Source organism: Crossiella sp. CA-258035 (assembly GCF_030064675.1).
Taxonomy (GTDB): domain Bacteria; phylum Actinomycetota; class Actinomycetes; order Mycobacteriales; family Pseudonocardiaceae; genus Crossiella.
Map to the genome: position 1 here is coordinate 2549329 of NZ_CP116413.1, position 24667 is coordinate 2573995.

General features: G+C 71.5%; 23 protein-coding genes. 16 read left to right on the forward strand and 7 right to left on the reverse strand.

Annotated features, from left to right (window positions below):
- Positions 1-17: 17 nt before the first annotated feature.
- From N8J89_RS11805 to N8J89_RS11820, 4 genes are read right to left on the reverse strand one after another with little or no spacing between them, the layout of a single operon-like run.
- Positions 18-683: a lipoprotein gene (locus N8J89_RS11805; RefSeq protein ID WP_283664379.1), complete on the reverse strand. Its 666-nt coding sequence runs from the start codon at positions 681-683 to the stop codon at positions 18-20.
- Between the two features lie 52 nt (positions 684-735).
- A complete protein-coding gene (locus N8J89_RS11810) occupies positions 736-2136 on the reverse strand; it encodes a GntP family permease (RefSeq protein ID WP_283664380.1) in 1401 nt (466 codons plus the stop codon).
- A 33-nt stretch (positions 2137-2169) separates the two neighbouring features.
- On the reverse strand, positions 2170-3774 hold the full coding sequence (locus N8J89_RS11815; RefSeq protein WP_283664381.1) for an N-acyl-D-amino-acid deacylase family protein: 1605 nt from the start codon (positions 3772-3774) through the stop codon (positions 2170-2172).
- 10 nt (positions 3775-3784) lie between these two features.
- Entirely contained in the window at positions 3785-5092 is a 1308-nt protein-coding gene (locus tag N8J89_RS11820; RefSeq protein ID WP_283664382.1) for a type III PLP-dependent enzyme domain-containing protein, read from the reverse strand.
- Positions 5093-5247: 155 nt separating this feature from the next.
- On the opposite strand from N8J89_RS11820, the gene N8J89_RS11825 reads away from it, so the two are divergent.
- The 6 genes from N8J89_RS11825 (at position 5248) to N8J89_RS11850 (ending at position 9077) form a co-directional block, all read left to right on the forward strand.
- On the forward strand, positions 5248-6201 hold the full coding sequence (locus N8J89_RS11825) for a sugar kinase (RefSeq protein ID WP_502868484.1): 954 nt from the start codon (positions 5248-5250) through the stop codon (positions 6199-6201).
- Positions 6198-6950: an IclR family transcriptional regulator gene (locus N8J89_RS11830; RefSeq protein ID WP_283664383.1), complete on the forward strand. Its 753-nt coding sequence runs from the start codon at positions 6198-6200 to the stop codon at positions 6948-6950. Before N8J89_RS11825 ends, N8J89_RS11830 begins: the two co-directional genes overlap by 4 nt.
- Before the next feature lie 50 nt (positions 6951-7000).
- Positions 7001-7387 (forward strand): RidA family protein, encoded by a 387-nt coding sequence (locus tag N8J89_RS11835; protein ID WP_283664384.1) that lies wholly within the window; start codon positions 7001-7003, stop codon positions 7385-7387.
- Positions 7388-7551: 164 nt separating this feature from the next.
- The gene (locus tag N8J89_RS11840) at positions 7552-7818 is read left to right on the forward strand and encodes a hypothetical protein (protein ID WP_283664385.1); all 267 of its coding nucleotides are present in this window, start codon (positions 7552-7554) and stop codon (positions 7816-7818) included.
- Positions 7819-7858: 40 nt separating this feature from the next.
- Complete coding sequence (locus tag N8J89_RS11845; protein ID WP_283664386.1) at positions 7859-8479, forward strand: hypothetical protein; 621 nt, start codon at positions 7859-7861, stop codon at positions 8477-8479.
- Between the two features lie 16 nt (positions 8480-8495).
- Positions 8496-9077 carry a Uma2 family endonuclease gene (locus N8J89_RS11850; RefSeq protein ID WP_283664387.1) on the forward strand — a complete coding sequence of 194 codons (582 nt, stop codon included), beginning with the start codon at positions 8496-8498 and terminating at the stop codon, positions 9075-9077.
- On the opposite strand, the gene N8J89_RS11855 is transcribed toward N8J89_RS11850, so the two are convergent.
- Positions 9078-9437 carry a DUF1844 domain-containing protein gene (locus N8J89_RS11855; RefSeq protein ID WP_252485878.1) on the reverse strand — a complete coding sequence of 120 codons (360 nt, stop codon included), beginning with the start codon at positions 9435-9437 and terminating at the stop codon, positions 9078-9080.
- A gap of 218 nt (positions 9438-9655) precedes the next feature.
- Here N8J89_RS11855 and infC point away from each other — a divergent pair, with 218 nt between their 5' ends.
- The 5 genes from infC (at position 9656) to N8J89_RS11880 (ending at position 12516) form a co-directional block, all read left to right on the forward strand.
- Complete coding sequence (infC, locus tag N8J89_RS11860) at positions 9656-10288, forward strand: translation initiation factor IF-3 (RefSeq protein WP_283666144.1); 633 nt, start codon at positions 9656-9658, stop codon at positions 10286-10288.
- A gap of 122 nt (positions 10289-10410) precedes the next feature.
- Positions 10411-10605 (forward strand): 50S ribosomal protein L35, encoded by a 195-nt coding sequence (rpmI, locus tag N8J89_RS11865; RefSeq protein ID WP_252485877.1) that lies wholly within the window; start codon positions 10411-10413, stop codon positions 10603-10605.
- A gap of 72 nt (positions 10606-10677) precedes the next feature.
- Complete coding sequence (gene rplT, locus N8J89_RS11870) at positions 10678-11058, forward strand: 50S ribosomal protein L20 (RefSeq protein WP_252485876.1); 381 nt, start codon at positions 10678-10680, stop codon at positions 11056-11058.
- Positions 11055-11909: a TrmH family RNA methyltransferase gene (locus tag N8J89_RS11875; RefSeq protein WP_283666145.1), complete on the forward strand. Its 855-nt coding sequence runs from the start codon at positions 11055-11057 to the stop codon at positions 11907-11909. Before rplT ends, N8J89_RS11875 begins: the two co-directional genes overlap by 4 nt.
- Positions 11910-12006: 97 nt before the next feature.
- The gene (locus N8J89_RS11880; RefSeq protein WP_283664388.1) at positions 12007-12516 is read left to right on the forward strand and encodes a hypothetical protein; all 510 of its coding nucleotides are present in this window, start codon (positions 12007-12009) and stop codon (positions 12514-12516) included.
- Between the two features lies 1 nt (position 12517).
- Here the strand turns inward: N8J89_RS11880 and N8J89_RS11885 are convergent, their stop codons facing one another.
- Together N8J89_RS11885 and N8J89_RS11890 are read right to left on the reverse strand one after the other, a co-directional pair.
- Complete coding sequence (locus tag N8J89_RS11885; protein WP_283664389.1) at positions 12518-15253, reverse strand: hypothetical protein; 2736 nt, start codon at positions 15251-15253, stop codon at positions 12518-12520.
- Between the two features lie 10 nt (positions 15254-15263).
- Entirely contained in the window at positions 15264-17057 is a 1794-nt protein-coding gene (locus N8J89_RS11890) for an HSP90 family protein (protein WP_283664390.1), read from the reverse strand.
- Positions 17058-17230: 173 nt separating this feature from the next.
- Here N8J89_RS11890 and pheS point away from each other — a divergent pair, with 173 nt between their 5' ends.
- From pheS to N8J89_RS11915, 5 genes are all read left to right on the forward strand, one after another.
- The gene (gene pheS, locus N8J89_RS11895; protein WP_283664391.1) at positions 17231-18298 is read left to right on the forward strand and encodes a phenylalanine--tRNA ligase subunit alpha; all 1068 of its coding nucleotides are present in this window, start codon (positions 17231-17233) and stop codon (positions 18296-18298) included.
- Between the two features lie 4 nt (positions 18299-18302).
- Positions 18303-20879: a phenylalanine--tRNA ligase subunit beta gene (gene pheT / locus N8J89_RS11900; protein WP_283664392.1), complete on the forward strand. Its 2577-nt coding sequence runs from the start codon at positions 18303-18305 to the stop codon at positions 20877-20879.
- An 83-nt stretch (positions 20880-20962) separates the two neighbouring features.
- Positions 20963-21952 carry a hypothetical protein gene (locus N8J89_RS11905; protein ID WP_283664393.1) on the forward strand — a complete coding sequence of 330 codons (990 nt, stop codon included), beginning with the start codon at positions 20963-20965 and terminating at the stop codon, positions 21950-21952.
- Positions 21949-22611, forward strand: coding sequence for a DUF3558 family protein (locus N8J89_RS11910; protein ID WP_283664394.1), 663 nt, complete (start codon positions 21949-21951; stop codon positions 22609-22611). The genes N8J89_RS11905 and N8J89_RS11910 overlap by 4 nt, the downstream gene beginning before the upstream one ends.
- Positions 22612-23417: 806 nt before the next feature.
- Positions 23418-24662: a pyridoxal phosphate-dependent aminotransferase gene (locus N8J89_RS11915; protein ID WP_283664395.1), complete on the forward strand. Its 1245-nt coding sequence runs from the start codon at positions 23418-23420 to the stop codon at positions 24660-24662.
- Positions 24663-24667: the final 5 nt, after the last annotated feature.

Consider the following 24667-nt stretch of genomic DNA (forward strand, 5'->3'; position numbering starts at 1 on the left):
GACCTTCGACCCGACGATCAGCCCTTGGCCGCCATGGTGGACCTGGCCAGCACGTACGCCGGCAGCATCTGCTTGTGCTCGTCGGTGTCCAGTCCGCCGAGCTGCAGCACCACCGCGCCCTTGGGCAGGGTCACCGCGAGCGCGCGCTGGCGGCGGTCGCCGCCGTTGATGGTGTCCGGCACCACGTAGGTCGCCTCGACCGCGGCTAGCGAACCCGCCGCGGTCGTGCGGATCTCGGACTTGGCGGCCTTCTTCTCCCCGGCCATGAAGTTCTGCAGCGCCTGCTCGGCGGTGAACACCGAGTCGGTGCTCCAGACCCGCAGGAAGCCGATGTTGCCCGCGGGCTTGGCGTCGACCTCGCAGGCGACCTGGAAGGCGCCCTGCCTGCCCAGCAGGCCCGAGCCCTCCTTGGACACCGCCTTGGCCACCCACAGCTTGGCCACGTCGAACTCCACCGGCAGCGGGCAGGCCGCGGAGAGCTTGCCGTCGGCGGTGGCCACCTTCAGATCGTCGAACCAGGGTTCACCCGGTTTGGCGACGGCGGAAGTCGGGCCGGGCGCGGCACTGGCCGAGGTCGGGCCGGAGGTGGCGGGCGTGCCGCTGCCGCCGCCCGCGCCGCCGCAGCCGGTGAGCAGCAGGGCGAGCAGGGCAGCGGACAGCGGCGCGCGAAGACGCGAGTTCATGATCGTTATCCCCCACGGAAAGTGTTGCTTGCGGGGGCGACCCTATACGGCCTCAGCCGATGACCACACTGAGAATCGCGGCCACCCCGAAGCCGACCACGGACAGGATCGTCTCCAGCACGGTCCAGGTCTGCAGGGTCTCCTTGGTCGGGATGCCGAAGTACTTCGACACGATCCAGAAACCGCCGTCGTTGACGTGCGAGGCGATGATGGAACCGGCCGCGATGGAGGCGCCGATCAGCGCCAGCTGCGGCTGGGAGTACCCGGCGTCGGCCAGCAGCGGGGCCACGATGCCCGCGGTGGTCACGATGGCCACCGTGGCCGAGCCCTGGGCGATGCGCAGGCCGCAGGAGATCACGTAGGCCAGCACGATGAACGGCAGGCCCGCGTCGGAGAGCGTGCCGGCCAGCGCCTTGCCGACGCCGGTGGCCGAGAGCACCGCGCCGAAGAAGCCACCGGCGCCGATCACCAGCAGGATCATGCCGACCGGGCGCAGCGCGGCCCCGGTCATCTCGCCGATCTCCTTGCCGGTCATGCCGCGCCGGGTGCCCAGCAGCCACAGCGCCAGCAGCAGCGCGATGGTCAGCGCGATCGCCGGGTTGCCGAAGAAGGTCAGCACCTTCAGCACCTCGTTGCCCTTGGGCAGCAGCACGCTGCCGAAGGTGGCGCCCAGGATCAGCGCCAGCGGCAGGCCGATGATGAAGGCCACCAGGCCCAGCAAGGGCACCGTGCGGTCCTTGTTCTTCTCCGCGAACGCCTCGCCAGCGGCCACCAGCTCCTCGGCCACCGGGATGTTGATCCGCTTGCCGATCCAGGAGGAGAAGAACACGCCACCGATCAGCCAGGCGGGGATGGCGCAGGCCAGGCCCATGATGATCAGCCAGCCCAGGTCCACCTTGAGCAGTCCGGCCAGCGCGACCGGGCCGGGGTGCGGTGGCAGGAAGGCGTGCATCACGGACAGCCCGGCCAGCAGCGGCATCGCGTAGAGCACGATGGACCGGCCGCTGCGCTTGGCCGCCACGTAGACCAGCGGGGCGAGCACGAAGATGCCGATGTCGAAGAACACCGGGATGCCGAAGATCAACCCGGCCAGGCCCATGGCCAGCGGCGCGCGGTTCTCGCCGAAGAGCGCGAGCAGCCTGCGGGTGAGCACCTCGGCGCCGCCGGATGCCTCCAGGATCGCGCCGAGCAGCGTGCCCAGACCGATGATCGCGGCCACGTGCCCGAGCACGCCGCCGAACCCGGTCTCGATCAGCGACTCCTTGGCGCTCTGCGCCGAGCCCACGAGCTTGTCGATCGGCAGCCCGGCGGTGAGCGCGACCAGCACGCCCGCGATCAGCAGGGCGATGAACGGCTCCACCTTGAACTTGATGATCATGGTGAGCAGCACGGCGATGCCGACCGCGGACAGCAGCAGCAGTCCTGGTGTCGACGTTTGCAGCCAGGTGAGCAAGAGGGTCTCCCCAGTGGCGGTGGGTGTGTTGAGCTAGCGGGTGCCGGTTGGTGTGTTGCGCACGGAACGACCGGCCAGCGCGCCGGTGTGCCTGCCGTCGTCGATCACCGGGACCCCGTTGACCACGACATACGGAATGCCCTCGGGGCGGGTGCGGGGCTCCTCGAAGGTGGCGGTGTCGCGCACCGCCGCCGGGTCGAACAGCACCAGGTCCGCCGCGAAGCCCTCGCGGACCAGGCCGCGGTCGGTCAGCCGCAGCCGCCGGGCGGCGCGGCCGGTCATGTGCGCCACGCAGTCGGCGAGCCCCAGCACGCCGAGCTCGCGGACGTAGTGCGCCAGGTAGCGCGGGAAGGTGCCCCAGGCGCGCGGGTGCGGGCGGTCGCCGACCAGCAGGCCGTCGCTGCCCACGGTGTGCGCCGGATGCCGCATGATCGCGCGCACGTTCTCCTCGTGGCCCACGTGCATCAGGCAGGAGGTGCCCAGCGACTCGGCGACGAGCGTGTCGAAGTACAGCTGCGAGGGCGGAACCCCTTGCCGGGCCGCGCTGTCCAGCACGGAGGAGCCGACCAGGTGGCCGTGCAGCTCGGGCTTGCGCACCCCGTTGATCTCGATGGCAGACCAGTCCACCGGCACGCCGTGGCAGCCGTCGGAGCCGATCTCCTCCAGCTCGGCCCTGATCCGCTCGCGGGTGTCCACATCGGACAATCGTGCCAGTGCCGCGTCCAGTCCGCCCGCGGTCGCCCAGCTGGGCAGCAGCGCGGAGAGGTAGGTCGCGCCGGGCAGGTAGGGGTAGGTGTCCAAGGTGATGTCGCAACCGTCGTCGATGGCACTGTCCACCATGGACAGCAGCTCACCGGCACGGCCCTTGTTCACCGGGAAGTTCATCGTGGCGTGCGCCAGGTGCAGCGGGCAGCCGGAGCGGACCGAGACGTCGATCATCTCCGCGTAGGCCTCCACCGCGCCCGCGCCGTAGCTGCGGTGGTGCGGGCTGTAGAAGCCGCGGTTGCGGCCCACCACCTCGCACAGCTCGGTCAGCTCGGCGGTGCTGGCGTACATGCCCGGGGTGTAGGTCAGGCCGGAGGACATGCCGACCGCGCCCTGGGCCAGACCCTCGGCCAGCACGGTCTTCATCCGGTCCATCTCGGACTCGGTGGCCGGGCGGTCGTCCCAGCCCACGCACAGCATCCGCAGCGTGCCCTGCGGCACCAGGTAGGCGGCGTTGACCGCGATCCCGGTGTCCAGGCGGTCCAGGTACTCCCCGACGCTGCGCCAGTTCCAGTCGAACCCGGCCGGGTCGTCGTTCCACCCGGCGAGCTGCTGGCGGAGCTGGGCCAGCACCGAGTCGTCGACGGGCGCGTAGGACAGCCCGTCCTGGCCGAGCACCTCCAGGGTCACGCCCTGGCACACCTTGGCCTCGTGGTCCGGCTTGGCCAGCACCTGGAGGTCGGAGTGCGAGTGCATGTCGATGAACCCGGGGGTCAGCGCGAGACCGTCGGCCTCGACAACCCTTGTCCCGCCAAGGGATCCGGGCGCACCGATCTCGGCGATCCGCCCCTGGTCCACCGACACGTCCGCGAGCCGGGGTTCCCCGCCCGTGCCGTCCACCAGCAGGGCGCCGCGAAAGACGAGCTCAGCCATGGCCGTCCCCTCAGAAGTAGGTGCGCACGAAGTCGACGACGGTCTCGCCGTCGGCCGCCACCACGGGCAGCAGCTGCCACTTGTCGAAGACCGTGCACGGGTGGGACAGGCCCAGCCGCACCCAGTCGCCGACCTCGACCTGGTCCACAGTGGACAGTTCGAGGAACGCGTGCTGGTCGTTCAGCTTGGTGACCGCGCAGCCGGTCAGCTCGGTGGTCTCGTCACCGCGGCGGCGCAGCTGTGGTTCGGGCAGGCCCTCGTCGAAGGAGAAGTCCCGCTTGCCCGCGGTGAGCAGGGCCAGCCTGGGCTCCGGCTTGGAGGTGACCTGCGCCCAGCCGTGCAGCGCGGGCCTGAGCGCGGTGGTGCCCGCCAGCCGGGCGTCCGGGCCGAACGGGGTGATGCCGCGGTAGAAGCCGTCGTCGTGGGTGAGGTAGGCGCCGCTGCGCAGCACCGGCAGCAGCTCGGGGCCGGTCCAGCCGGGCGCGAACTCGGTGAACGCCTCGGCCACCAGGTCCGGCCAGGCGCTGCCGCCCGCGGTCAGCACCACGCGCTCCGCCCCGGCGAAGAGCCCGTCGGCCTGGAGTTCGCCCAGCAGCGCGCACATCTCACGCAGGTAGCCACGCACGGTCGCGGACGCGGTGTCCACATCCCCGTGCGCCACCGCGCCCTCGTAACCACCCGCCCCGGCCAGCCGCAGCACCGGGCTCGCGCTGACCGCCTCGGCCACCGCGCGGGCGGTGGCCCGGTCCCGCGCCCCGGTGCGGCCGCCGGGCGCGCCCAGCTCCACCAGCACCTCGACCGGCCGGGACAGCCCGGCCAGGCCCTGCGCCATCAGCTCGACCCCGCGCACCGAGTCGGCCCAGCACAGGAACTCGAAGTCCGGGTCGGCGTTGACCTGCTCGGTCAGCCAGGCCAGCGCGGCGGCGTCGGCCAGCTGGTTGGCCAGCAGGATCCGGCTCACCCCGAAGGCCCGGTAGACGCGCAGCTGGCTGGCGTTGGCCGCGGTGATCGCCCACGCGCCCGCGGCGAGTTGCCGCTGGTAGAACTGGGGCGCCATCGGGGTCTTGCCGTGCGGGGCGAGCAGCAGCCCCTGGCTCGCCACCCAGTCGGCCATGGTGCGCAGGTTGTGCTCCAGGGCCTCGTCGTCGATGACCACCAGCGGGGGTAGGAAGCCGTCCCGGAACAGGTTCGGGCGGGCCGCGGCGGCCTCGGCGATGGTCTGACCCGCGAGCGCGTCCGGCAGGCCCTTGAAGCGCCAGTCGATCCGCTCGGTGGCGATCGCGGCCACCGCGTCCTGGTCCAGACGAGCCGGTTCCACAGCATCCGCCTTTCGTTGCGAATTATGCAACTGAGATTGCGCTATGTGATGCGTGGCTGTGTAGCATTCCGCTGAGCTGGTCGTCAACGTTGGCCGGGCCGGAGGGAACCTGAGTGGATGAGCTGAAACCCCCAGTTGATCGCGGGGTTGCGGACGTGGTGTGCCTGGGTGAGTCGATGGCCCTGTTCGTCCCGGCCGAGCCGGGGCCGACGCACGAGGTCACCACCTGGACCAGGACGGTCGGCGGCGCGGAGTCCAACGTGGCCTGCCACCTGGCCCGCTTCGGCTGGCACAGCCGCTGGGTCAGCGCGCTCGGCCAGGACGCCTTCGGCCAGGCCATCCTGGACCGGATCGGCTCCTTCGGCGTGGACACCGCCGACGTGGCCAGGGACGAGCACCGCCCGACCGGCCTCTACGTCAAGGAGGCCGACGCCGGCGGCAGCACGGTGCGCTACTTCCGGCGCGGCTCGGCCGCCTCCGGCATGGGGCCGGAACTGTTGCAGACGCTCAACCTGGACCGCACCGCGCTGATCCACGTCTCCGGGATCACCGCCGCGCTCTCGGAGAGCTGCCTCGCGCTGCTCACCGCGATCCTGGACCCCTGGCGCGGCGACCGGCTGGTCTCCTTCGACCTGAACTGGCGCCCGGCGCTGTGGCGCGGCAGGGACACCTCGGTGCTGGCCGAGCTGGCCAACAAGGCCGACATCGTGCTGGTCGGCTCGGACGAGGCCGAGGCGCTCTGGGGCGTCGGCGACCCGGCCGCGCTGCGCGAGCTGCTGCCCGAACCGCGCACGCTGGTGGTCAAGCAGGCCGAGCAGGGCGCCACCCTGGTGGAGAACGGCAGCACCCACTTCGAGCCCGCGCTCAAGGTCGACGTGGTCGAGCCGGTCGGCGCGGGCGACGCCTTCGCCGCCGGGTTCCTCTCCGCGCACCTGGACGGCCTGGACGCCGCGCGCCGCCTCCGCCAGGGCCACCTCACCGCCGTCGGCTCCCTGCTGACCAGGGACGACGTCGGCGAGCCGGTGCCACTGCCGCGGCGGGCGGAGTTGCTCGCCGCGGACCCGGCGACCTGGGCGGCCACCCACTTCACCGCGGGGGCACTGGCATGAGCCAGAGCCTGGACCGCGCGCTGACCATCCTCACCGAGCTGGCCGGCGGCCGGCGCACGCTGGACGAGCTGGCCGCGGTGCTGGACGTGCACAAGTCCACCGCGCTGCGACTGCTGCGCACCCTGGAGGCGCGCCGGTTCGTGCAGCGCGAGGACGTGCGGCACTACCGGCTCGGCACCACGCTGTTCGACCTGGCGCACCGCGCGCTGGAGGAACGCGATGTGCGGCGCACCGTCGAGCCCGCGCTGCGTGAGCTGAACGCGAGCACCGGGCACACCGTGCACCTGGCCAGCTACGAGGGCGGCGAGGTGATCTACATCGACAAGTACGACAGCCGCCACCAGGTCCGGATGTACTCCAGGGTCGGCAAGAGCGCGCCGTTGCACTGCACCGCGGTGGCCAAGCTGCTGCTCTCCGCGCTGCCCGAACGCGAGCAGCGCCGGATCGTGGAGGGCATCACCTTCACCAAGCTGACCGCGAACACCATCACCGACCCCACCGCCTACCTGGCCGAGCTGCGCAAGGTCCGGGCCCAGGGCTACGCGGTGGACCGGTCCGAGCACGAGGACTTCATCCACTGCATCGGCGCGCCGATCCTGGGCGCCCGCGGCGAGGTGCTCGCCGCGGTGTCGATGTCGGTGCCGAAGATGCTGCTCGACTACGACGGCCTGCTCGCGCTGCTGCCCGAGCTGCGCGCCGCCGCCAGGACCGCCAGCGCCGCCTGCGGCTGGCGCCCGGACACCCCCTGAGCTCCCCCCACAACACTGATCCCGCAACACCGACAAGGAGTCCCCGCACCATGGCCAAGACCGAGATCCGCACCGAGAACGCGCCCACCCCGGTGGCCAACTTCTCCCAGGGCGTCCGCAAGGGCAACATCCTGCAGGTCGCGGGCCAGGTCGCCTTCGACCCGGCCACCGGCGCGATCGTCGGTGAGACCGTCGCCGAGCAGACCCGCCAGACCCTGAAGAACGTGGCCGCCGTGCTGGAGGCCGGTGGCGCCAGCTTCGACGACGTGGTGATGGTCCGCGTCTACCTCACCGACACCGGCCACTTCGGCGAGATGAACGCGGTCTACAACGAGGTGATCAACTCCGGCCCGTTCTCCGGCCGCACCACGGTCTACGTGGGCCTGCCCGCCGGCCTGCTGGTCGAGATCGACGCGCTGGCCGTGCTCGGCGACTGATCACCGCCGGTGACTGAACCTCGCGCCACTGCCCCGAGGGATACCGCGTCCGCTACCAACGCGTGAGATCCGTCCCCTGGTGGAGTGGCGCGGGATTGAGTCCCCGGCGGCGCCTGGGTTTGGTGGGAAGAGCAGACGTTCCACCAGCTCAGGAGGTTCACGCCATGGCACACCGATCCCGCGTCGCCGGGTTTCTGATCGCCCTAGCCCTCGCCCTCGGCGGATCGGTGGCCCTGGCCGCCCCCGCCAGCGCGGACAGCTACGACTGCTACCAGTACCTCAGGCTGCACTACTGGGGCATCCACGAGGCGCACGAGGACGCCTGCCTCGACGGTGAACACGGATTCTTCGCCGACTGCGTCGACGAGCTCCGCGACCACGGCATCCACCGCCGCTTTGCGATCAGGGCCTGCGAGCGCGCCGACTGGTGACCCCTGTCTGAACCCACCCGATCCGGGATACAAGGAGGGGGTGAAGCTCTACGCCGACCACGGGGCCCGCCGCACCGCCCAGCTGGTGGTCGACCTCGGTGCCCTGTTGATCATCGCCGTCAGCGTCTGGCTGGCCATGGACCTCTACGACCTGGTCAGCAAACTACGAGCGCCCGGCGTCGAGCTGGTCGAGGCGGGCGGTTCGCTGCGCGAGCTGTCCGCCTCGGCCGCCGCCCAGGCCGGGCGGTTGCCGCTGGTGGGGGACGAGCTGGCGGCCGCGCTGGGCCGGGGTTCGGCGGTGGCGGACCGGCTGGTGGACGCGGGGAACAAGCAGATGTCGGCGGTGGACTCGACCGCGCTGTGGCTGAGCGCGCTGCTGGTGCTGGTCCCGGTGTCGCTGCTGCTGGTGTCCTGGCTGCCGCTGCGGGCCCGGTTCGTCCGCCAGGCCACCGCGGCCAGGCGGCTCGCCCGGCTGGGTGAAAGTCATGTCGACCTGCTGGCCCTGCGCGCCTTGGCAAATTTGCCGCTGCACACTCTCGCTGAACCGGGAATCGACCTGGTGGGAGCGTGGCGGGCAGGGGATCGTGAGACCATGGCAAAATTGGCAGACAAAGAACTGCGCCGGGTCGGGTTACGTCTGGCAAAAAGCCATGTTCAATAGCGGTATGGAGCGGGATATGGATATCGTCGACGGCATGGCCGCACTGCCCGATTGGATGCACCCTCCGCGTGAAGAGGGTTGGTATGCGGACGACCTCGACAGCCTGCCTGAGGCGCCGAGGCACACCGAACTGATCGATGGGGCTCTCGTCTTCATGATGTCACCACAGCGGGCATGGCATGCCCGCATGGTCTCCGGTCTGCGGGCCAGACTTGCCGAACAGGCACCGGATGGTGTCCAGGTCTTCCATGAGATGACAATTCGACTGGACAAACGCAATCGGCCCGAGCCCGATATCGTCGCCACCACCGCGCCCGTTGATGACGACTCAACCTGGTTCTCCCCGGCAGACGTCCTGCTCGCGGTCGAGGTGGTGTCGCCGGAATCTGAGCACCGCGACCGCACCGTCAAGTTCCGCAAATACGCCGAGGCGGGCATTCCGCATTACTGGGTGGTCGAGCAGGAGGGCAAAGCCCCGCTGGTGCGGACGTATGAGCTGGATATGCCGGCCGGTAGATACGCTCCGGCCGGCATCTTCCGCGGCACCCTGGAGCGACCGGTGCCATTCCCGATCACCCTGGACCTGAGCAAGGTGTAGTCAGTACACCGGTCCCGTGTACTTCTCGCCCGGCCCCTGCCCCGGCTCGTCCGGCACCGCCGAGGCCTCCCGGAACGCCTTCTGCAGCGCCTGCAGCCCGTCCCGCAGCGGCGCCGCGTGAATCCCCAGGTACTCCACTGACGCCGTGATCAAACCGGCCAGCGCGGTGATCAGCCTGCGCGCCTCGTCCAGGTCCAGGCGGTCGCTCTCGGCGGGGTCGGGGTCGGCCAGGCCGAGCTTCTCGGCGGCGGCGGACATCAGCATGACCGCGGCGCGGCTGATCACCTCGATGCTGGGGACGTCGGACAGCTCGCGCACGGGGTCGGGGTCGGAGCCCTCGATTGGGTGGGACGTACTCACACCTGCTACGATTCCACGAGCGACCAGCCCCCGCGCACGTGGGGGCGGCAAGTGGAGCCCCGCTCCCACCCGAGTCACCGCTTGAGGTGTCCGGGTCCGGTCAGGTAGTCGACCCAGGTCAGACTACCCGTGCGCGATCCTCGCCGGTGACGGCGGGTGATCGCGAGATCGGAAATGGGCGGGCCCCGTGCGCGGAACAATGCGCCGGGGCCTCGTCGTTGTGTCGGGGTTCTTCCTGTCGCGGTGCGCGCGAGCTACCGCCAAACCGAGGAGGCCCCATCAGCTCCGAAACACGCATCAACGACCGCATCCGGGTACCCGAGGTCCGTCTGGTCGGACCCGCGGGTGAGCAGGTCGGCATCGTCCGCATCGAGGACGCGCTGCGACTTGCCGAGGAAGCGGACCTCGACCTCGTCGAGGTGGCCCCACAGGCACGACCGCCGGTCTGCAAGCTCATGGACTACGGCAAGTTCAAGTACGAGAGCGCGCAGAAGGCCCGCGAGTCCCGTCGCAACCAGCAGATGACGGTCATCAAGGAGCAGAAGCTCCGGCCGAAGATCGACTCGCACGACTACGAGACCAAGAAGGGGCACATCGTCCGCTTCCTCGGTCAGGGGCACAAGGTCAAGGTGACCATCATGTTCCGTGGTCGTGAGCAGTCCCGGCCCGAGCTGGGTTTCCGCCTGCTGCAGCGCCTCGCGGAGGACGTCGCCGACCTGGGTGTCGTTGAGTCCAGCCCCAAGCAGGACGGCCGGAACATGATCATGGTTCTGGCTCCGCACAAGAACGTGAAGCCGCGCACCGCCACCAAGGCGGACGCGGAGACCGAGCAGGACGCGGCGGCGGAGTAACTCCGCGCGTTCTGCGAGCAACGCGGGCACCCTCGCCCGCGTTGCGGGCCGGTTCCCCCGGCGGGAACCGGCTGGCCCCGTGCTGCCCCTGTGGCGGCGCCAGCAAACGAACGAGGACGGACATGCCCAAGCAGAAGACCCACAAAGGCACCTCGAAGCGCATCCGGGTGACCGGCAGCGGCAAGCTGATGCGGGAGAAGACGGGGCGCCGTCACAAGCTGGAGCGCAAGAGCTCCCAGCTGACCCGCCGTCTTGAGGGCACCGAGGTCGTCTCGAAGAACGACGCTCCCCGCCTCAAGCGCCTGCTCGGCCTCTGACGGCCACCCCAGACCGACTTTTCCACCTGGGACCGCCCCACTCCGGTCCCACTTGATTGACAGGATGTACCCGTGGCACGCGTCAAGCGGGCAGTGAACGCCCAGAAGAAGCGCCGTACGATTCTGGAGCAGGCCAGCGGCTACCGCGGTCAGCGCTCGCGGATGTACCGCAAGGCGAAGGAGCAGGTGCTCCACTCGCTCAACTACGCCTACCGGGACCGCCGTGCCCGCAAGGGTGACTTCCGCAAGCTGTGGATCACGCGTATCAACGCGGCCGCTCGCGCGAACGGGATCACCTACAACCGCTTCATCCAGGGCCTGAACCTGGCCGGCGTCGAGGTGGACCGCAAGATCCTGGCCGAGCTGGCCGTCAGCGACTCGGCGGCCTTCGCGGCCCTCGTCGAGGTCGCGCGCGAGGCCCTGCCCGCCGACCGGAACGCGGCGGCCTCCTGACCCGCCACCAGGCGAACAGCACCAGCCGACCCGGGGCCGTCCTGACCGAACGGACGCCCCGGGTCGCTGCTGCTCGCCAGCTGACCCGCCGCCAGGGCCGGGACCGCGCGGGCCGCTTCCTCGCCGAGGGCGCGCAGGCGGTCCGGGAAGCGCTGGGCTGGGCAGGTGCAGGCCGCGGCCAGGTGCACGAGCTGTTCGTCACCGAGGTCGCCGCCGGGCGCAACGCCGACCTGCTGCACGCCGCGGACGCGGCCGGGATCCGGATCAGCGAGATCACCGAACGGGCTGCCGAAGGGCTGTCCGAGACGGTCACCCCGCAGGGCGTCATCGCCGTCTGCGACCGGGTCGAGGTCACCATGGCCGAGGCGCTGCACGGCAGTCCCCGGCTGGTCGCCGTGCTCGTCGGCATCGCCGACCCCGGCAACGCGGGCACCGTGGTCCGGGTCGCCGACGCGGCAGGCGCGGACGCGGTGATCTTCGCAGGTGACACCGTGGACGTGCACAACGGCAAGTGCGTGCGCGCCTCCACCGGCAGTGTCTTCCACCTGCCGATCGCCCGGTCCCGGGACACCGCCTCGGTTCTCCAGGCATGCGCGGAGGCGGATCTGCGCCTGGTCGCCGCCGACGGCAACACCGAGGCCGACCTGGACACCGCCGATGATCGGGGCGAGCTGGCCGTGCCGACGGCCTGGCTGTTCGGCAGCGAGGCGCACGGCGTGCCCCAGGATGTGTTGGCAGCGGCCGACATCGCGCTCAAGGTGCCCATCCACGGCGCCGCGGAGAGCCTGAACCTGGCCACCGCCGCCGCGGTCTGCCTCTACGCCAGCGCGCGCGCCCAGCGCCGCGGCTGACCTGCCACCGGCAGTTCTGCCCACCGGGACGCTGTTCGCGGCCGGGGTTTTCGGGAGTATGAAACGGGAAACCCTGCCCCGACTGGAGGCTGCTCCGATGCCGGTGCCACTCGGCGACCTGTCCGACCTGCCCGCCACCACCAGGATGTTGCTCGCCGCCGACGGCTCGACCACGGCCCTGCTGGAAGCCCTGCTGAGCGCGCCGCTGACCGCGGTGATCGACCGGCAGGAGACGCACACCGCGAACTCGGTTCCGGTGCCACTACGCGAAAAACTGCGCACCGCGCGCGGTGGCGGATATGTGCACCGGCACAGCCGCCTGGTCACCCCTGCCAACCAGGTGGTCAGCATCAACCTGGTGCTGCTGCCGCGTCAGGAGGCCGACGCCCTGCTCCCGCCCGGCCAGCGTCCGCTGGGCCGCCACCTCACCGGCAACCGGCTCAGCGCGGGCCGGGAGGCGCTGGGCCGGTTCACCGCGCACTGGCCACCCCGGTCGGGGCTGGAACGTTGTGTGGGCAAGGACTACCTCATCCACCTGCGCTCCGGCGCCCGCATCTACGTCCGCGAGCTGTTCAACCCCTGCCTGGTGCCCACGACGCCGAACTGACTCAGAGACGGGCCAGCAGCTGCTGCGCCAGGGGATCGCGTTCCACCGTGCGGTGCTGCTCGGTGAGGGCGTCGCTGAGCGCCTTGAGCACCCCGGCCACATCGGCGTGCGGGGCGTCCTCGGGTAACAGCGCGGCGGCGCGGCGGGCCTCGCTCTCGCTGCGCCGCGGATCTCCTTGCAGCAGGTGGATCTGGGCCGAGCGGTTCACCAGGTACACCTGCCACAGCACGTCGCCGAGGCACACCGCCAGCCGTTCCGCCTCGGCGTTGTCGGCCAGCGACTCGGCGTAGCGGCCGTGCAGGGCCAGCACGAAGGCCCGGCCGGCGATGAGCTCGGCGTGCAGCTCCTCGTCGTCCTCGGCGGCCAGCTCCGCCGCCCTGCTCAATGCGGCGAGCGCGGCCTCCTGGTCCTGTGCGCCCACGGAGTTGGCCAGCCGCAACAACATCCGGGCCGCCTGGTCCGGGCGCTCGGCGGTGCACAGGATCTCCGCGGACTCCCAGTAGGCGGCGCGGGTGGGCTCCACCCGGTCCAGGTTGGTGTAGGCGGCGGCCAGGTTGGCCAGCACCTGGGCGCGGTGCAGGCGGTTCTCCGGCGGCACCAGCTCCAGCGCGGCCAGCAGGTGCTCCTCGGCCGCCTCGTGCTCGCCGAGCACCCCGCAGACCGCGCCCAGGCGGTGCCGCACCGGCAGTTCGGTGCTGCGCTGGTCCCGGCCCTCCACCAGCCGCAGCGCCTCCTCCAGGGTCTCCGCGGCCTCCACGTACCGGTCCAGCTCCAGGTAGGCGCCGCTGAGCAGGAAGCAGGCCTGCGCGGTGGCGGTGGCGCCCAGGTGCCTGCGGCAGGCGGCGACCGCGTTCACCAGGTCGGGCAGCCGCTCCACCTCCAGGTCCAGCTCGACCAGCACCGCGGCCCGCTCCAGCAGTGCCTCCGCGGTCCACGGGCCGTCCGCGGCGGTGGCGAAGGCGGCCAGCTCGTCGTAGGCGTGCACGGTCTCGGCCGGCTCGCCCAGGTCCTTGCACAGCCGGGCGCGGGCCACCAGCGCACTGAACCGGTCGGCCTGCGAGCTGTCCACGGTGAGCGCGGTGGTCAGCGCGGCCAGCGCGGCGGTCAGGTCCCCGGTGAGCACGAACTGCTCGGCCTCGCGCACCGCGAGCCGGGTGGCCAGCCGCCGGGCGCGCAGCAGCACCAGGTCCCGCGCGGCCTCCAGCTGCGCGGCGGCCGGTTCGCCGAGGCCGCGTTCCTGGCACACCTCGGCCAGCACCAGCCTGGCCCCGACCTCCAGCTCCGGATCGCCCAGCAGCACCGCGTCCCGCACCGCCTGCTCGGCCACCGCGCCTGCCCGGTGGTCGGCGTGCGCGCGCAGCTCCAGCACGGCCAGCCCGCACCGGTGCCGCACCGCCAGCTCGTGCTCGCCGAGCGCGGCGAATGCCTCCACCGCCCCGGCCAGCACGGTGCGCGCCTCCGGCGGCTGCGGCCTGGTCTCGAACACCCGCCGCGCGCGCACCCGCAGCGCCAGCACCGGGGGCAGGTCGACCTCCTGGGGCAGGCAGGCCAGCAGCCGGTGCCCGCTGACGAAGTCGCCCGCGTCGAAGGCGTCCACCGCGGCCGCCGCCACCGTGCGCGGATCCTCCGGTGGCACAACGGGTTCGGCCACCTCGGGCGGGGGCAGCGCCAGGGTCACCCTCGGCCCGTCCGGCTGTTCCAGGAACTCCGCCAGCCTGCGCATCAGCCACACCGCGCCGTTGCGCCGGTCGAATGCCTCGGCCAGCCCGCCCGCCTCGGCGACCAGCTCGGCGCGCAGCACCCCCGCGGCCACCCGGCGCGGCCCCGCGCACACCACGCGGTCCGGGTCCACCCGGCCCAGCACCAGCGCGACCGCGCCTAGGAAAACCAGGCGCGCCAACGGGTTCGGCAGTTCGGTGAGCAGTTCGGCGTGCCGCTCCAGCAGCTCCACCCCGCGTTCGGCGTTGCCGGTGACGGCCAGGAACTCCAGGTTCGCGGCCAGCGCCGCGCCATCGCCCGGCCGCTCGCGCAACCGCCGGTAGGCCATCAGGTGCGCCTGCCGGGCGCGGGCCGGTTCGCCGCCGCGCAGGAACGCGCCGAGCAGGCTGCTGAGCACCCCGGCCGGCTGCATCGAGCAGGCGCTTTCCTGACGCAGCACCGGATCGGCGTGCGCCACCGCCTCGGCGTGCCGCCCGTGCGCGACCAGGAACTCCACCTGCGCGCCGACCACGCAGGCCGCGCAGTCGCTGAGCTGGTCGCCCGCGCTGCCCAGCCAGGCCGGGAAAAGCTCCTCCGCGGTGGCGTCCCCGCGCTGCCCGGCCAGGCGGATCCGCAAGCCCAGCACCGGTTGCGGTGAGGCGCCCTCCCGCTGGAACCGCGCGGCCAGCTCGGCCAGCGCCGCCTCCACCTGGTCCAGGCTGAACCGGGGATCGGAGATCAGCCCGTTGACCACCCACTTGTGCATCCAGCGCAGCTGGTGCAGCGCGGCCGGGTCGAAGGCGGCCGGATCGCGGCGCTCGGCGGCCACCGCCCAGGCGAAGGGGGCCAGCATCAGGTCGGAGCGGCGCAGCTCGTGGCAGAGCCGGATCATGGCCAGCCGCACCCGCAGCCCCAGCCGGACATCCCTGGCCGCGTCCGCCCCGCGCGCGGCCCGCTCCAGGGCCTCGTAGCGCGGCAGCCCGGCCGGCATGTGCTCGGCCGTGGCCAGCATCCGCGCCGGCGCCTGCTCCTCGGTCACCCCAGTCCCCTCAGTTGTCGCTGTGCACCGCTCGGTCCAGCAGGTCCAGGAAGGACCGGTTCAGCGCCGCGGTGTCCTTGGGCCGCAACGGCCGCCGCGACTGGAGCAGCGCGTGCACGTACAACGACTCGATCGCCAGCCTGGCCAGGTCGGGGCCCACCGTGCCGATCCGCCGCACCAGCGGGTTGCGGCAGTTGAGCACCAGCCGGTGGGTGGCGCCGGAGGCCGCGCCGGAGAGCTGCCCCAGCAGGTCGGCCCACAGCGGATCGGCCTCGGCGCGCAGCTGCTCGGTGTCGGCCTCCCGGCTCAGCTCCGGGTCGGTGATCAGCAGCGCGGGCAGCGAGATCGGGTCGAAGTCGCAGAGCACCGGCTCGCAGTCGTGCCTGGCCAGCACCGCGTCCGCGCGCTCCACCGCGGCCAGCAGCTCCTGCTCGACCTCGGGGTCGGGCGCGCCCAGGCTGGCCAGCAGCTCGCTGGGCAGCACCCGGCGGGCCGCGGCGCTGCCCTCGGTCTGCACCAGGCGGCGCATCAGGTCGGTGTCGTAGGCGTAGCCCGCGTTGACCAGGCCCAGCCCCTGCGCCTCGGCCACCGCGGCGAGCTGGCGGAACTCGTCCACGTCCGGGGTGAACAGCACGGTGCCGTACTTGCGGCGGAACTGGCGCAGGCTCACCACCCCCTCGGTGGTCTCGAACGGCAACCAGCGCTCCACCAAGCGAAGCAGGTCGTCGTCGGTGAGCGCCATGGCCTTGATGCCCAGCTGGTGCGCGGAGAGCAGCGCGCCGGCCCGCGCGGGCTCGGTGGCGCCCAGCCGGATCACCCAGTCCCGCAGCTGCCTGCCCAGCGCCTCCCGCACCGCCAGCAGCGTCTCGTCCTCGTAGAGCGCCTCCCGGCTGGCGGTGGGCCGCAGCGCGGTGGTGTTGACCACGCAGCGCACGAAGTAGGCCCACTCCGGCAGCAGCCCCTCCACCCCGTCGCCGACCAGCATCCGCCGCAGGTACACCCGATGGGCCTGCCGTACGCCCGGATGGGTGCCCGCGGGCAGCACGAAGGCCGCGCCGGTGAGCCCGGCGGCGGGCACGTCCAGCGGCAGTACGTCGAACGGGGTGAATCCCAGGGTTTGTCCGCAGTAGTCCAGCAGCCGCTCCCGGTGCTCGGTCGCGGTCTCGCCCGGCATCGGCACCCAGGGCAGCTCCGGCCGGCTGATCCGGCCGTCGCCGGGCGCCCCGGCCACGGTCACCGGCACCGGCAGCAGCTCGCCGAACTCCCTGGCCAGCGCCCGGACCAGGTCCCCGTCCAGCCAGTGCGCGGCATCCGGCGCGGGCGCCAGCTCCAGCACGGTGCCGATGCCGATGGTCGGCTCGGCCACCGTCTCCACCCGGTAGTCCCCGCTGGCCTCGGCCGTCCACACCACCTGCTCGCCGCCGCGGGCCGAGCGGGAGACCACCCGGATCCGCCGGGCCACCATGAAACAGGACAAAAGCCCCACGCCGAACTGGCCGAGCAGCCCGGTGCGGACAAAGCCCAGCTCATCGCGCTTGGAGGTGCGGCCGAGGGTGGCCAGCAGGCTGTGCACCTCCTCGGCGGTCAGCCCGATGCCGTTGTCGGTGATCCGGAGCACGCCGCCGTCAACCGCGGGCTCGACGTGCACCGACGGGGTGAAGGAGTGCCCGAGCTCGGCGCGGGCGGTGGTCGCGTCCACCGAGTTCTGCAACAGTTCCCGCAGGTAGACGCGCGGGCTGCGGTAGAGGTGGTGGCTCAGCAGGTCGATGACGCCGCGCAGGTCGACACCGAAGGTGTGCGTCAAGATGGCCCTCAGGGGGAGTCGGCTGGAGCGAGAGGGTCTGGCTCTCGCACTCGAATCAGCGCGTCAAGGCCCTCGGATGTTACGCGTTGCGCGATATGAGTGCGCCCCGTATCCGGCCATCGCCTAGGATCGCCCTGCTAACCAGTACAGACTCTAGGAGCTGTTCTTCACCCATGTCCGCAGCCAACGACCCCTATGACCCGAAGGGGGTCGCCGCCCTCGCGCCGGAGACCCTCGCCGCTGCCGTCGTGCAGGCCGAGAAGGCTTTTGCCGAGGCCGGCGACCTGGAGGCACTGGCGGCGGCGAAGCCTGCGCACCTAGGTGAGCGCTCCCCGTTGCTGACCGCGCGCCGCGAGATCGGCGCGCTGCCCCCCGCCGCCAAGGCCGAGGCCGGCAAGCGGGTCAACGAGGCCCGCACCGCCATCCAGACCGCCTTCGACGAGCGCCGCGAGCAGCTGCTGCGCGAGCGCGACGAGCGGGTGCTGCGCGAGGAGACCGTCGACGTCACGCTGCCCTGGGACCGGATCGCGCCCGGCGCCCGGCACCCGATCACCACGCTGGCCGAGTACGTGGCCGACGTGTTCGTGGCCATGGGCTACGAGCTCGCCGAGGGCCCCGAGGTCGAGTCCGAGTGGTTCAACTTCGACGCGCTGAACTTCCTCAAGGACCACCCGGCCCGCACCATGCAGGACACCTTCTACGTCGGGCCAGCCGACTCCGGGCTGGTGCTGCGCACGCACACCTCCCCGGTGCAGCTGCGCACGCTGCTCGACCGCGAGCTGCCGGTGTACGTGATCAGCCCCGGCCGGGTGTACCGCACCGACGAGCCGGACGCGACCCACCTGGCCGCCTTCCACCAGGTCGAGGGCCTGGTGGTGGACAAGGGCATCACCATGGGCCACCTCAAGGGCACCCTGGACGCCTTCGCCCGCGCCATCATCGGCGAGGAGTCCACGGTCCGGCTGCGGCCCTCCTACTTCCCGTTCGTCGAGCCCGGCGCCGAGGTCGACGTCTGGTTCCCGCAGAAGAAGGGCGGGCCCGGCTGGGTCGAGTGGGGCGGCTGCGGCATGGTCAACCCGAACGTGCTGCGCGCGGCCGGCATCGACCCCGACGTCTACTCCGGCTTCGCCTTCGGCATGGGCCTCGAGCGCACGCTCCAGTTCCGCAACGGCATCGCCGACCTGCGGGACATGGCCGACGGCGATGTCCGCTTCACCCTGCCCTTCGGAACGGAGTCCTGAGCCCGTGCGCATCCCGGTGTCCTGGCTGTCCCAGCACCTCGAACTGCCAGAGGGGACCACGCCGCAGCAGCTGGCCGACGCGTTCGTCCGGGTCGGGCTGGAGGTGGAGGACGTCCACCCCCTCGCCACCGTGACCGGACCGCTGGTCATCGGCCGCGTGGCCGAGATCGAGGAACTGACCGAGTTCAAGAAGCCGATCCGCTACTGCAAGGTCGAGATCACCGGCCCCGGCGTGGTCGGCGCGGCCGCCACCGCCGCGGCCGAGGAAGCCCCGGCCGAGGTGGCCGAGGAAGCGGCCGAGCAGGCCGCGGTGGCCGCCGCGCTGAGCGAGCCGACCGGCATCGTCTGCGGGGCCAGCAACTTCCGCGAGGGCGACCTCGTGGTGGTCGCGCTGCCCGGCGCGGTGCTGCCCGGCGACTTCAAGATCGCCGCGCGCAAGACCTACGGCCGGGTCAGCAACGGCATGATCTGCTCGGTCAAGGAACTGGGCATCGGCGAGGACCACGCGGGCATCCTGGTGCTGCCGCCCGGTTCGGCCAGCCCCGGCGACGACGCGGTCACCGTGCTCGGCTTGCACGACGCGGTGATCGAGCTGGCGGTCACCCCGGACCGCGGCTACGCGCTGTCTGTGCGCGGCCTGGCCCGCGAGATCGCCAACGCCTTCGACGTGCCCTACGGCGACCCGGCGGGCAACGAGCCGCCGGAGGCAGATGGCGAGTGCTGGCCGGTGCACATCGAGGACCGCGTCGGCTGCCGCCGCTTCGTCGCCCGCCGGGTCACCGGCCTGGACCCGACCGCGCCGACCCCGTGGTGGATGCGCCGCACGCTGATGCTGTGCGGCATCCGGCCGATCTCGCTCGCGGTGGACGTCACCAACTACGTGATGCTGGAGATGGGCCAGCCGCTGCACGCCTACGACGCCGCCGCGCTCAAGGGCGGCATCACGGTGCGGCGGGCCAACGAGGGGGAGAAGCTCACCACCCTCGACGACGTCGAGCGCACGCTGAGCACCGACGACCTGCTGATCACCGACGAGTCCGGGCCGATCGGCCTGGCCGGGGTGATGGGCGGGGCCAGCACCGAGGTGCGGGACAGCACCTCCGACGTGGTGATCGAGGCGGCCAACTTCGAGCCCGCCTCCATCGCCCGCGGCGTGCGCAGGCACAAGCTGCCGAGTGAGGCGTCCAAGCGGTTCGAGCGGTTCGTGGACCCGGCGCTGCCCGCGGTGGCCGCCGAGCGCGCCGCCCAGCTGCTGGCCCGCTACGGCGACGCCCAGATCCACCGCGGCCGCACCGACGTGGGCAGCCCGGCGCTGCCCGAGCCGATCACCATGCCGCTGGCGCTGCCGGACCGGGTGGCCGGGGTGAACTACGCGCGCGGGGTCACCGCGCACCGGCTCACCCAGATCGGCTGCCGGATCGAGATCGGCTCGGCCGACGACGGCACCGCCGTGGTGGTGGCCTACCCGCCGACCTGGCGCAACGACCTCAACCAGCAGGCCGACCTGGTGGAGGAGGTGCTGCGGCTGGAGGGGTACCACACCATCCCCACCACGCTGCCCGCCGTGCCCGCCGGTCGCGGCCTGACCCAGGCGCAGCGCCGCCGCCGCACGGTCTCCCGCGCGCTGGCCGCGGCCGGGTTCGTGGAGATCATCCCGAGCCCGTTCACCGGCCCCGCCATGTGGGACGCGCTCGGTCTCGCCGAGGACGATGTGCGCCGCCGCACGGTCAAGCTGCTCAACCCGCTGGAGGCGGACAAGCCGGAGCTGGCCACCACGCTGCTGGCGGGTGTGCTGGAAGCGGTGCAGCGCAACATCTCCCGCGGTGTCAAGGAGCTCGCGGTGTACGGCATCGGCCAGGTGGTGCTGCCGCGCGCCGAGCAGGTCCCGATGCCGGAGGTCGGCGTCGCCGGTCGTCCGTCCGATGAGGACCTGGCCCGGCTGAACGCGGCGATCCCGAACCAGCCGGTGCACGTGGCCGCGGTGCTCACCGGGTCCCGCGAACGCGCGGGCTGGTGGGGCAAGGGCCGCGAGGCGAGCTGGGCGGACGCGGTGGAGGCCGTGCGCGCCATCGGCCACGCCGCCGGGGTCGAGCTGGAGGTCGTGGCGGGCAGCCAGCCGCCGTGGCACCCCGGCCGCTGCGCCGAGTTCCGCGTGGGCGGCATCCCGGTCGGCCACGCCGGCGAGCTGCACCCCAAGGTCGTGGAGGCCCTCGGCCTGCCCAAGCGCGCCTGTGCGCTGGAGCTGGACCTGGACGCCCTGCCGGTGGTCAGCTCCCGCCCGGCCCCGGTGATCTCGCCCTACCCGCCGGTCCTGCTGGACCTGGCGCTGGTGGTGGACGAGTCGGTGCCGGCGGCCAAGGTCACCGACGCGGTCCGCGACGGCGGCGGCGACCTGCTGGAGGACGTCCGCCTGTTCGACGTCTACACCGGCGAGCAGCTCGGCGAGGGCAAGCGCTCGCTGGCCTTCTCGCTGCGCCTGCGCGCCGCGGACCGCACGCTGACCGTCGAGGAGGCCACCGCGGCCCGCGACGCGGCGATCGCGGTCGCCACTGAGCGCCACGGCGCGACGCTGCGCGCCTGAGCCGGACCTCGGGTGGGCTGCCACGGCGGCCCACCCGGGCGGTTCACCGCACGGCGCTGTCCGATGTGGACTAGTTTCTCCCCGTGCGCAGCGTTATCGGCCTGATCCTGGTGGGGCTCTTGGTCTCCGGTTGCACCGGGCCCAGCCCCACGCCAACGGCGACCAAACCCACCACCCCCGCGCAGACCGGTCCGGTCACCATGGACCAGAGCATGCGGCAGCGGCTGGCGGAGAACACGGTGTACCGCACCTGGGACACCTGTGCCCTGCACGATCCGGAAGCGGTCAAGAAGGTCTTCGGCGGCGAGTTCGAGCTGCTGGAACCGGAGACCTTCGACCAGTGCGTGGCCCGGGTGAAGCTCCCTGACCTGGGCACCTTCTCGGTGACCACCTTCGTGGGCGCCCAGTTCTTCCCGCAGGACGAGCCGAAGTCCGAGATCGGCGGCAAGACCTTCCTCAGCGACTCCAAGGACGCGAGCGCGTGCAGCTGGTACTACCCGACCAGCAAGCAGTCCGCGATCACCCTGCGCATCTCCTTCCACGGCGGCACGCAGAACAAGCAGCCGCCGAAGCCGGCCTGCGAGCTCGGCAAGGAGTACCTGACCACCCTCGCGCCGATCTGGTCGAACCCGCCCCTGCGCAGCGAGGGGGCCACCGAACCGGCGATCGCCCTGGCGGCCAAGGACCCCTGCGCCACCCACGAGGAACTGGCCAAGCTGCTGCCACAGGGCGGCGAGAAGCCCCAGCTCCAGGCGGCCAACCCGTACTCGTGCGTGGTCAGGTTGCCGGTGCGCACCAAGACCGGCCCCGGCGGCTTCGACATCCGCTTCCTGCTCGCCGACGACCCGGTGGCCGCGGTCCAGCGCACCCCGGGGCAGTACAAGCCGATCCAGGTCGAGGGCAGGCCGGGCAGCGTGCAGCAGAAGAAGGACGAGTGCCAGATCAACGTGCAGGCCGAGGAGCTCTCCATCCCTGGCCTCAACGAGGAGGTCCCGGTGATCCGGGTGACCGGCCCCGACTGCCAGCAGACCGAGACCGCGGCCAAACTCGTCACCAAGGCGGCCCTGTCATGAAGAAGCTCCTGCCCCTGCTCGCCGCCCTGGCCGTGCTGAGCGCCTGCACCCAGTCCATCCCCGGCACCCCCACCCCCGCCACCGGCCCCAGCGCCGCCGACGCGGGCGTCACCCCACCCTCCGGCGACAAGGTCAAACGCCAGCCGATCCGCCTGGGCCTGCAAGATCCGCCCAAGGACTGGCAGGCCGCAGGCGCCCCCTTCGACCCGTGCACCGTCCTGGGCTGGAACGACATCCCCGAGCCACAGCGCGACCCGAAGGCCCGCCCGCCGAAGCTGATGGTGCTGAAGAAGGACGACGCCATCGAGACCGGCTGCATGTTCTACAACGACGAAACCATCAGCGTCGTCATCCCCAGCCCCGGCGCCACCACCCCAGCCGCCCCCGTCACCAAGAGCCCGTACTTCCGCGTCAGCGTGGTCTGGGGCGCCACCATCGACCCAGCCAAGTTCGGCGGCGAGAAAACCACGCTGGGCGGCAAGCCCGCGGCGGTCGTGCCGGACACCATCGGCTCCCTCAAGGACCCGATCTGCCTGGTCGCGATGAAGTTCGCCAAGGGCGGCGGGGGAGTGGACGTCCGCAATGGACGGTTCCCGGGCCTGGACCCCTGCCCCATCGCCAAGGCCCTGGCAGAGAAACTGGCCGCGAAGGTCCCGTAGCGAAAGGGTTGTGGCTCTTCGCTTTTGCTCGCAAACGGAGCGGCCGGTCTGGGTGGTTCTGCTTCGACGGCCTGGAAAAAACACACCAGCCCTGTCAAGCGCCCCACGTTCCAGCCCACCGCCACAAACCGCTGGGACCGGGGCGCTTGACAGGGCTGGTTTGGTTTTGGAAGGCCGTCGAAGCAGAACCACCCAGACCCCGCGGAACCACCCACGCTTCATCCGGCGCGCCAACACAAACTTGCACTGGTCTGCAACTCATCTCGCCGCCTTTGATCCTCCCCCTGCTTTGATGGTCTGCCCGTCCGGCGAGGACACTTCTTTTTCTTTTGATCTTAAAAGCGAAAAGCGAAAAGAATGTCCTCGCCGGACGGGCAGACCCCCGGAGGGGTGGGACAAGTCAAACCCCGGTTGAGCAGGTTGCGGGGCGGGGTCTGGGCTGCCGACGAGAGATCCAGCGTGTTCGAGTCCCTCTCGTCTTCTCCGCACGACCTTCCGACAGCAAACCACATCTCTCCACCCAGCCCCCGTCACGTTGCGAGGCTAGGGCGGCGGCAGGTTGCAGGGGCCGGGTGGAGAGATGCGGTCAGCAGTCTCCAGGCCGTACGGAGAAGACGAGAGGACCTCTTGTGTGTAGAGCCCAACCCCTCGCTTGCCTCGGGCTTCGCCCGTGCCGCAACGGCCAACACTCCGTACGAGAACGGCCAACACTCGGGTGTGGTTCAGCTGGGGTGGAGTGGTGAACCCCGGTCGTCGCGCGCACGTGTTATCCGTGACGGCGAAGGGAGCTTGGTGTGCGGCATGGCATGGACACGGGACTGTTGAGACAGGGCGCGCACAGTCCGTCGTACTTCGCGTTGCAGCGGAGCATGGGCGGGCGCGAGCTGGTCGACTTCTGCATTCCGTGCAACCCGTACTTCCCGACTCCCCGCATGTTCGGCGAGCTGGCGGACAACCTGGAGCGGATCCTGCGGTTCTACCCCAGTGACGCCGCCACGATCACCGCTCAGCTGTCCAGGGTGATCGGGCTGAACCCGGCGACCATGGCCATGGCCAACGGGTCCACCGAGCTGATCACCTGGATCGACCGGTTGCTGGTGGAGGAAAGTCTCGCGGTGCCGATTCCGACCTTCGGGCGGTGGACCGACCAGCCGTTGGAGACCGGTAAGCGGGTGGACATGTTCCTGTTGCACGAGGCGGACAAATTTGCCTTGGACGTGGACGCCTATCTCCGCTTCATCGCCGCCCGGGGGTCCAGGGTCGCGGTGCTGTGCAACCCGAACAACCCGGACGGCGGCTACCTGCCCCGGCGGGAGGTGGTCCGGTTCCTGGATGAGCTGGCGCACCTGGACCTGGTGGTGGTGGACGAGTCGTTCATCGACTTCGTGGAGGTGGAGAAGGACGCCTCGGTGGCCAGGGAGGCGATGATCCGGCCCAACGTGGTGGTGCTGAAGAGCCTGGGCAAGAACTTCGGGCTGCACGGCATCCGGTTCGGTTACCTGGTGGCCAATCCCGCGCTGGTCAAGCGGATCGGCGGCGCGCTGCCGATGTGGAACCTCAACTCGCTGGCTGAGGCGGTGATCTTCATGCTGGCCGAGCACCAGGAGGAGTACCGGGACAGCCTGCGGTTGCTGGCGCGGGACCGGTTCCTGATGACCGCTTCGCTCGGCCGGTTTCCGGAGCTGACCATCTTCTCCTCGCAGGCCAACTTCCTGCTGGTCAAGCTGCCCAGCGGGGTGCACGGCGCGGAGCTACGGGACTACCTGCTGGCCAAGCACGGGGTGTTCGTCAGGGAGTGCGGCAACAAGCTCGGCATGACCAGCGACTTCCTCCGGCTGGTGGTCCGGCCGGAGTCCGATGTGGACAGACTGGTGGAGGGGCTGCGCGGGTATGCGCGGAGCCGCACCGGCGAGCTGCCTTCCGAACCCCGGATTCCGGCCCCGGCCCCGCCCGAGCCCCGGACCCGGCCGACGGGGGAGGTGGTGGTGGATCTGGACGCCCCGACGGTGGGCGCGCCCCGGCCGCCCCGGGGCAGATCGCGCTCGGCTTAGCTCCC

Excerpts from the sequence above, each read along its gene's own strand:
- N8J89_RS11815 (WP_283664381.1), bottom strand. The coding sequence starts at position 3,774 with ATGGCTGAGCTCGTCTTTCGCGGCGCCCTGCTGGTGGACGGCACGGGC.
- N8J89_RS11850 (WP_283664387.1), top strand. The coding sequence starts at position 8,496 with ATGGATATCGTCGACGGCATGGCCGCACTGCCCGATTGGATGCACCCT.
- N8J89_RS11915 (WP_283664395.1), top strand. The coding sequence starts at position 23,418 with ATGGACACGGGACTGTTGAGACAGGGCGCGCACAGTCCGTCGTACTTC.
- rpmI (WP_252485877.1), top strand. The coding sequence starts at position 10,411 with ATGCCCAAGCAGAAGACCCACAAAGGCACCTCGAAGCGCATCCGGGTG.
- N8J89_RS11880 (WP_283664388.1), top strand. The coding sequence starts at position 12,007 with ATGCCGGTGCCACTCGGCGACCTGTCCGACCTGCCCGCCACCACCAGG.
- N8J89_RS11835 (WP_283664384.1), top strand. The coding sequence starts at position 7,001 with ATGGCCAAGACCGAGATCCGCACCGAGAACGCGCCCACCCCGGTGGCC.
- N8J89_RS11840 (WP_283664385.1), top strand. The coding sequence starts at position 7,552 with ATGGCACACCGATCCCGCGTCGCCGGGTTTCTGATCGCCCTAGCCCTC.
- N8J89_RS11910 (WP_283664394.1), top strand. The coding sequence starts at position 21,949 with ATGAAGAAGCTCCTGCCCCTGCTCGCCGCCCTGGCCGTGCTGAGCGCC.
- pheS (WP_283664391.1), top strand. The coding sequence starts at position 17,231 with ATGTCCGCAGCCAACGACCCCTATGACCCGAAGGGGGTCGCCGCCCTC.
- N8J89_RS11805 (WP_283664379.1), bottom strand. The coding sequence starts at position 683 with ATGAACTCGCGTCTTCGCGCGCCGCTGTCCGCTGCCCTGCTCGCCCTG.
- N8J89_RS11830 (WP_283664383.1), top strand. The coding sequence starts at position 6,198 with ATGAGCCAGAGCCTGGACCGCGCGCTGACCATCCTCACCGAGCTGGCC.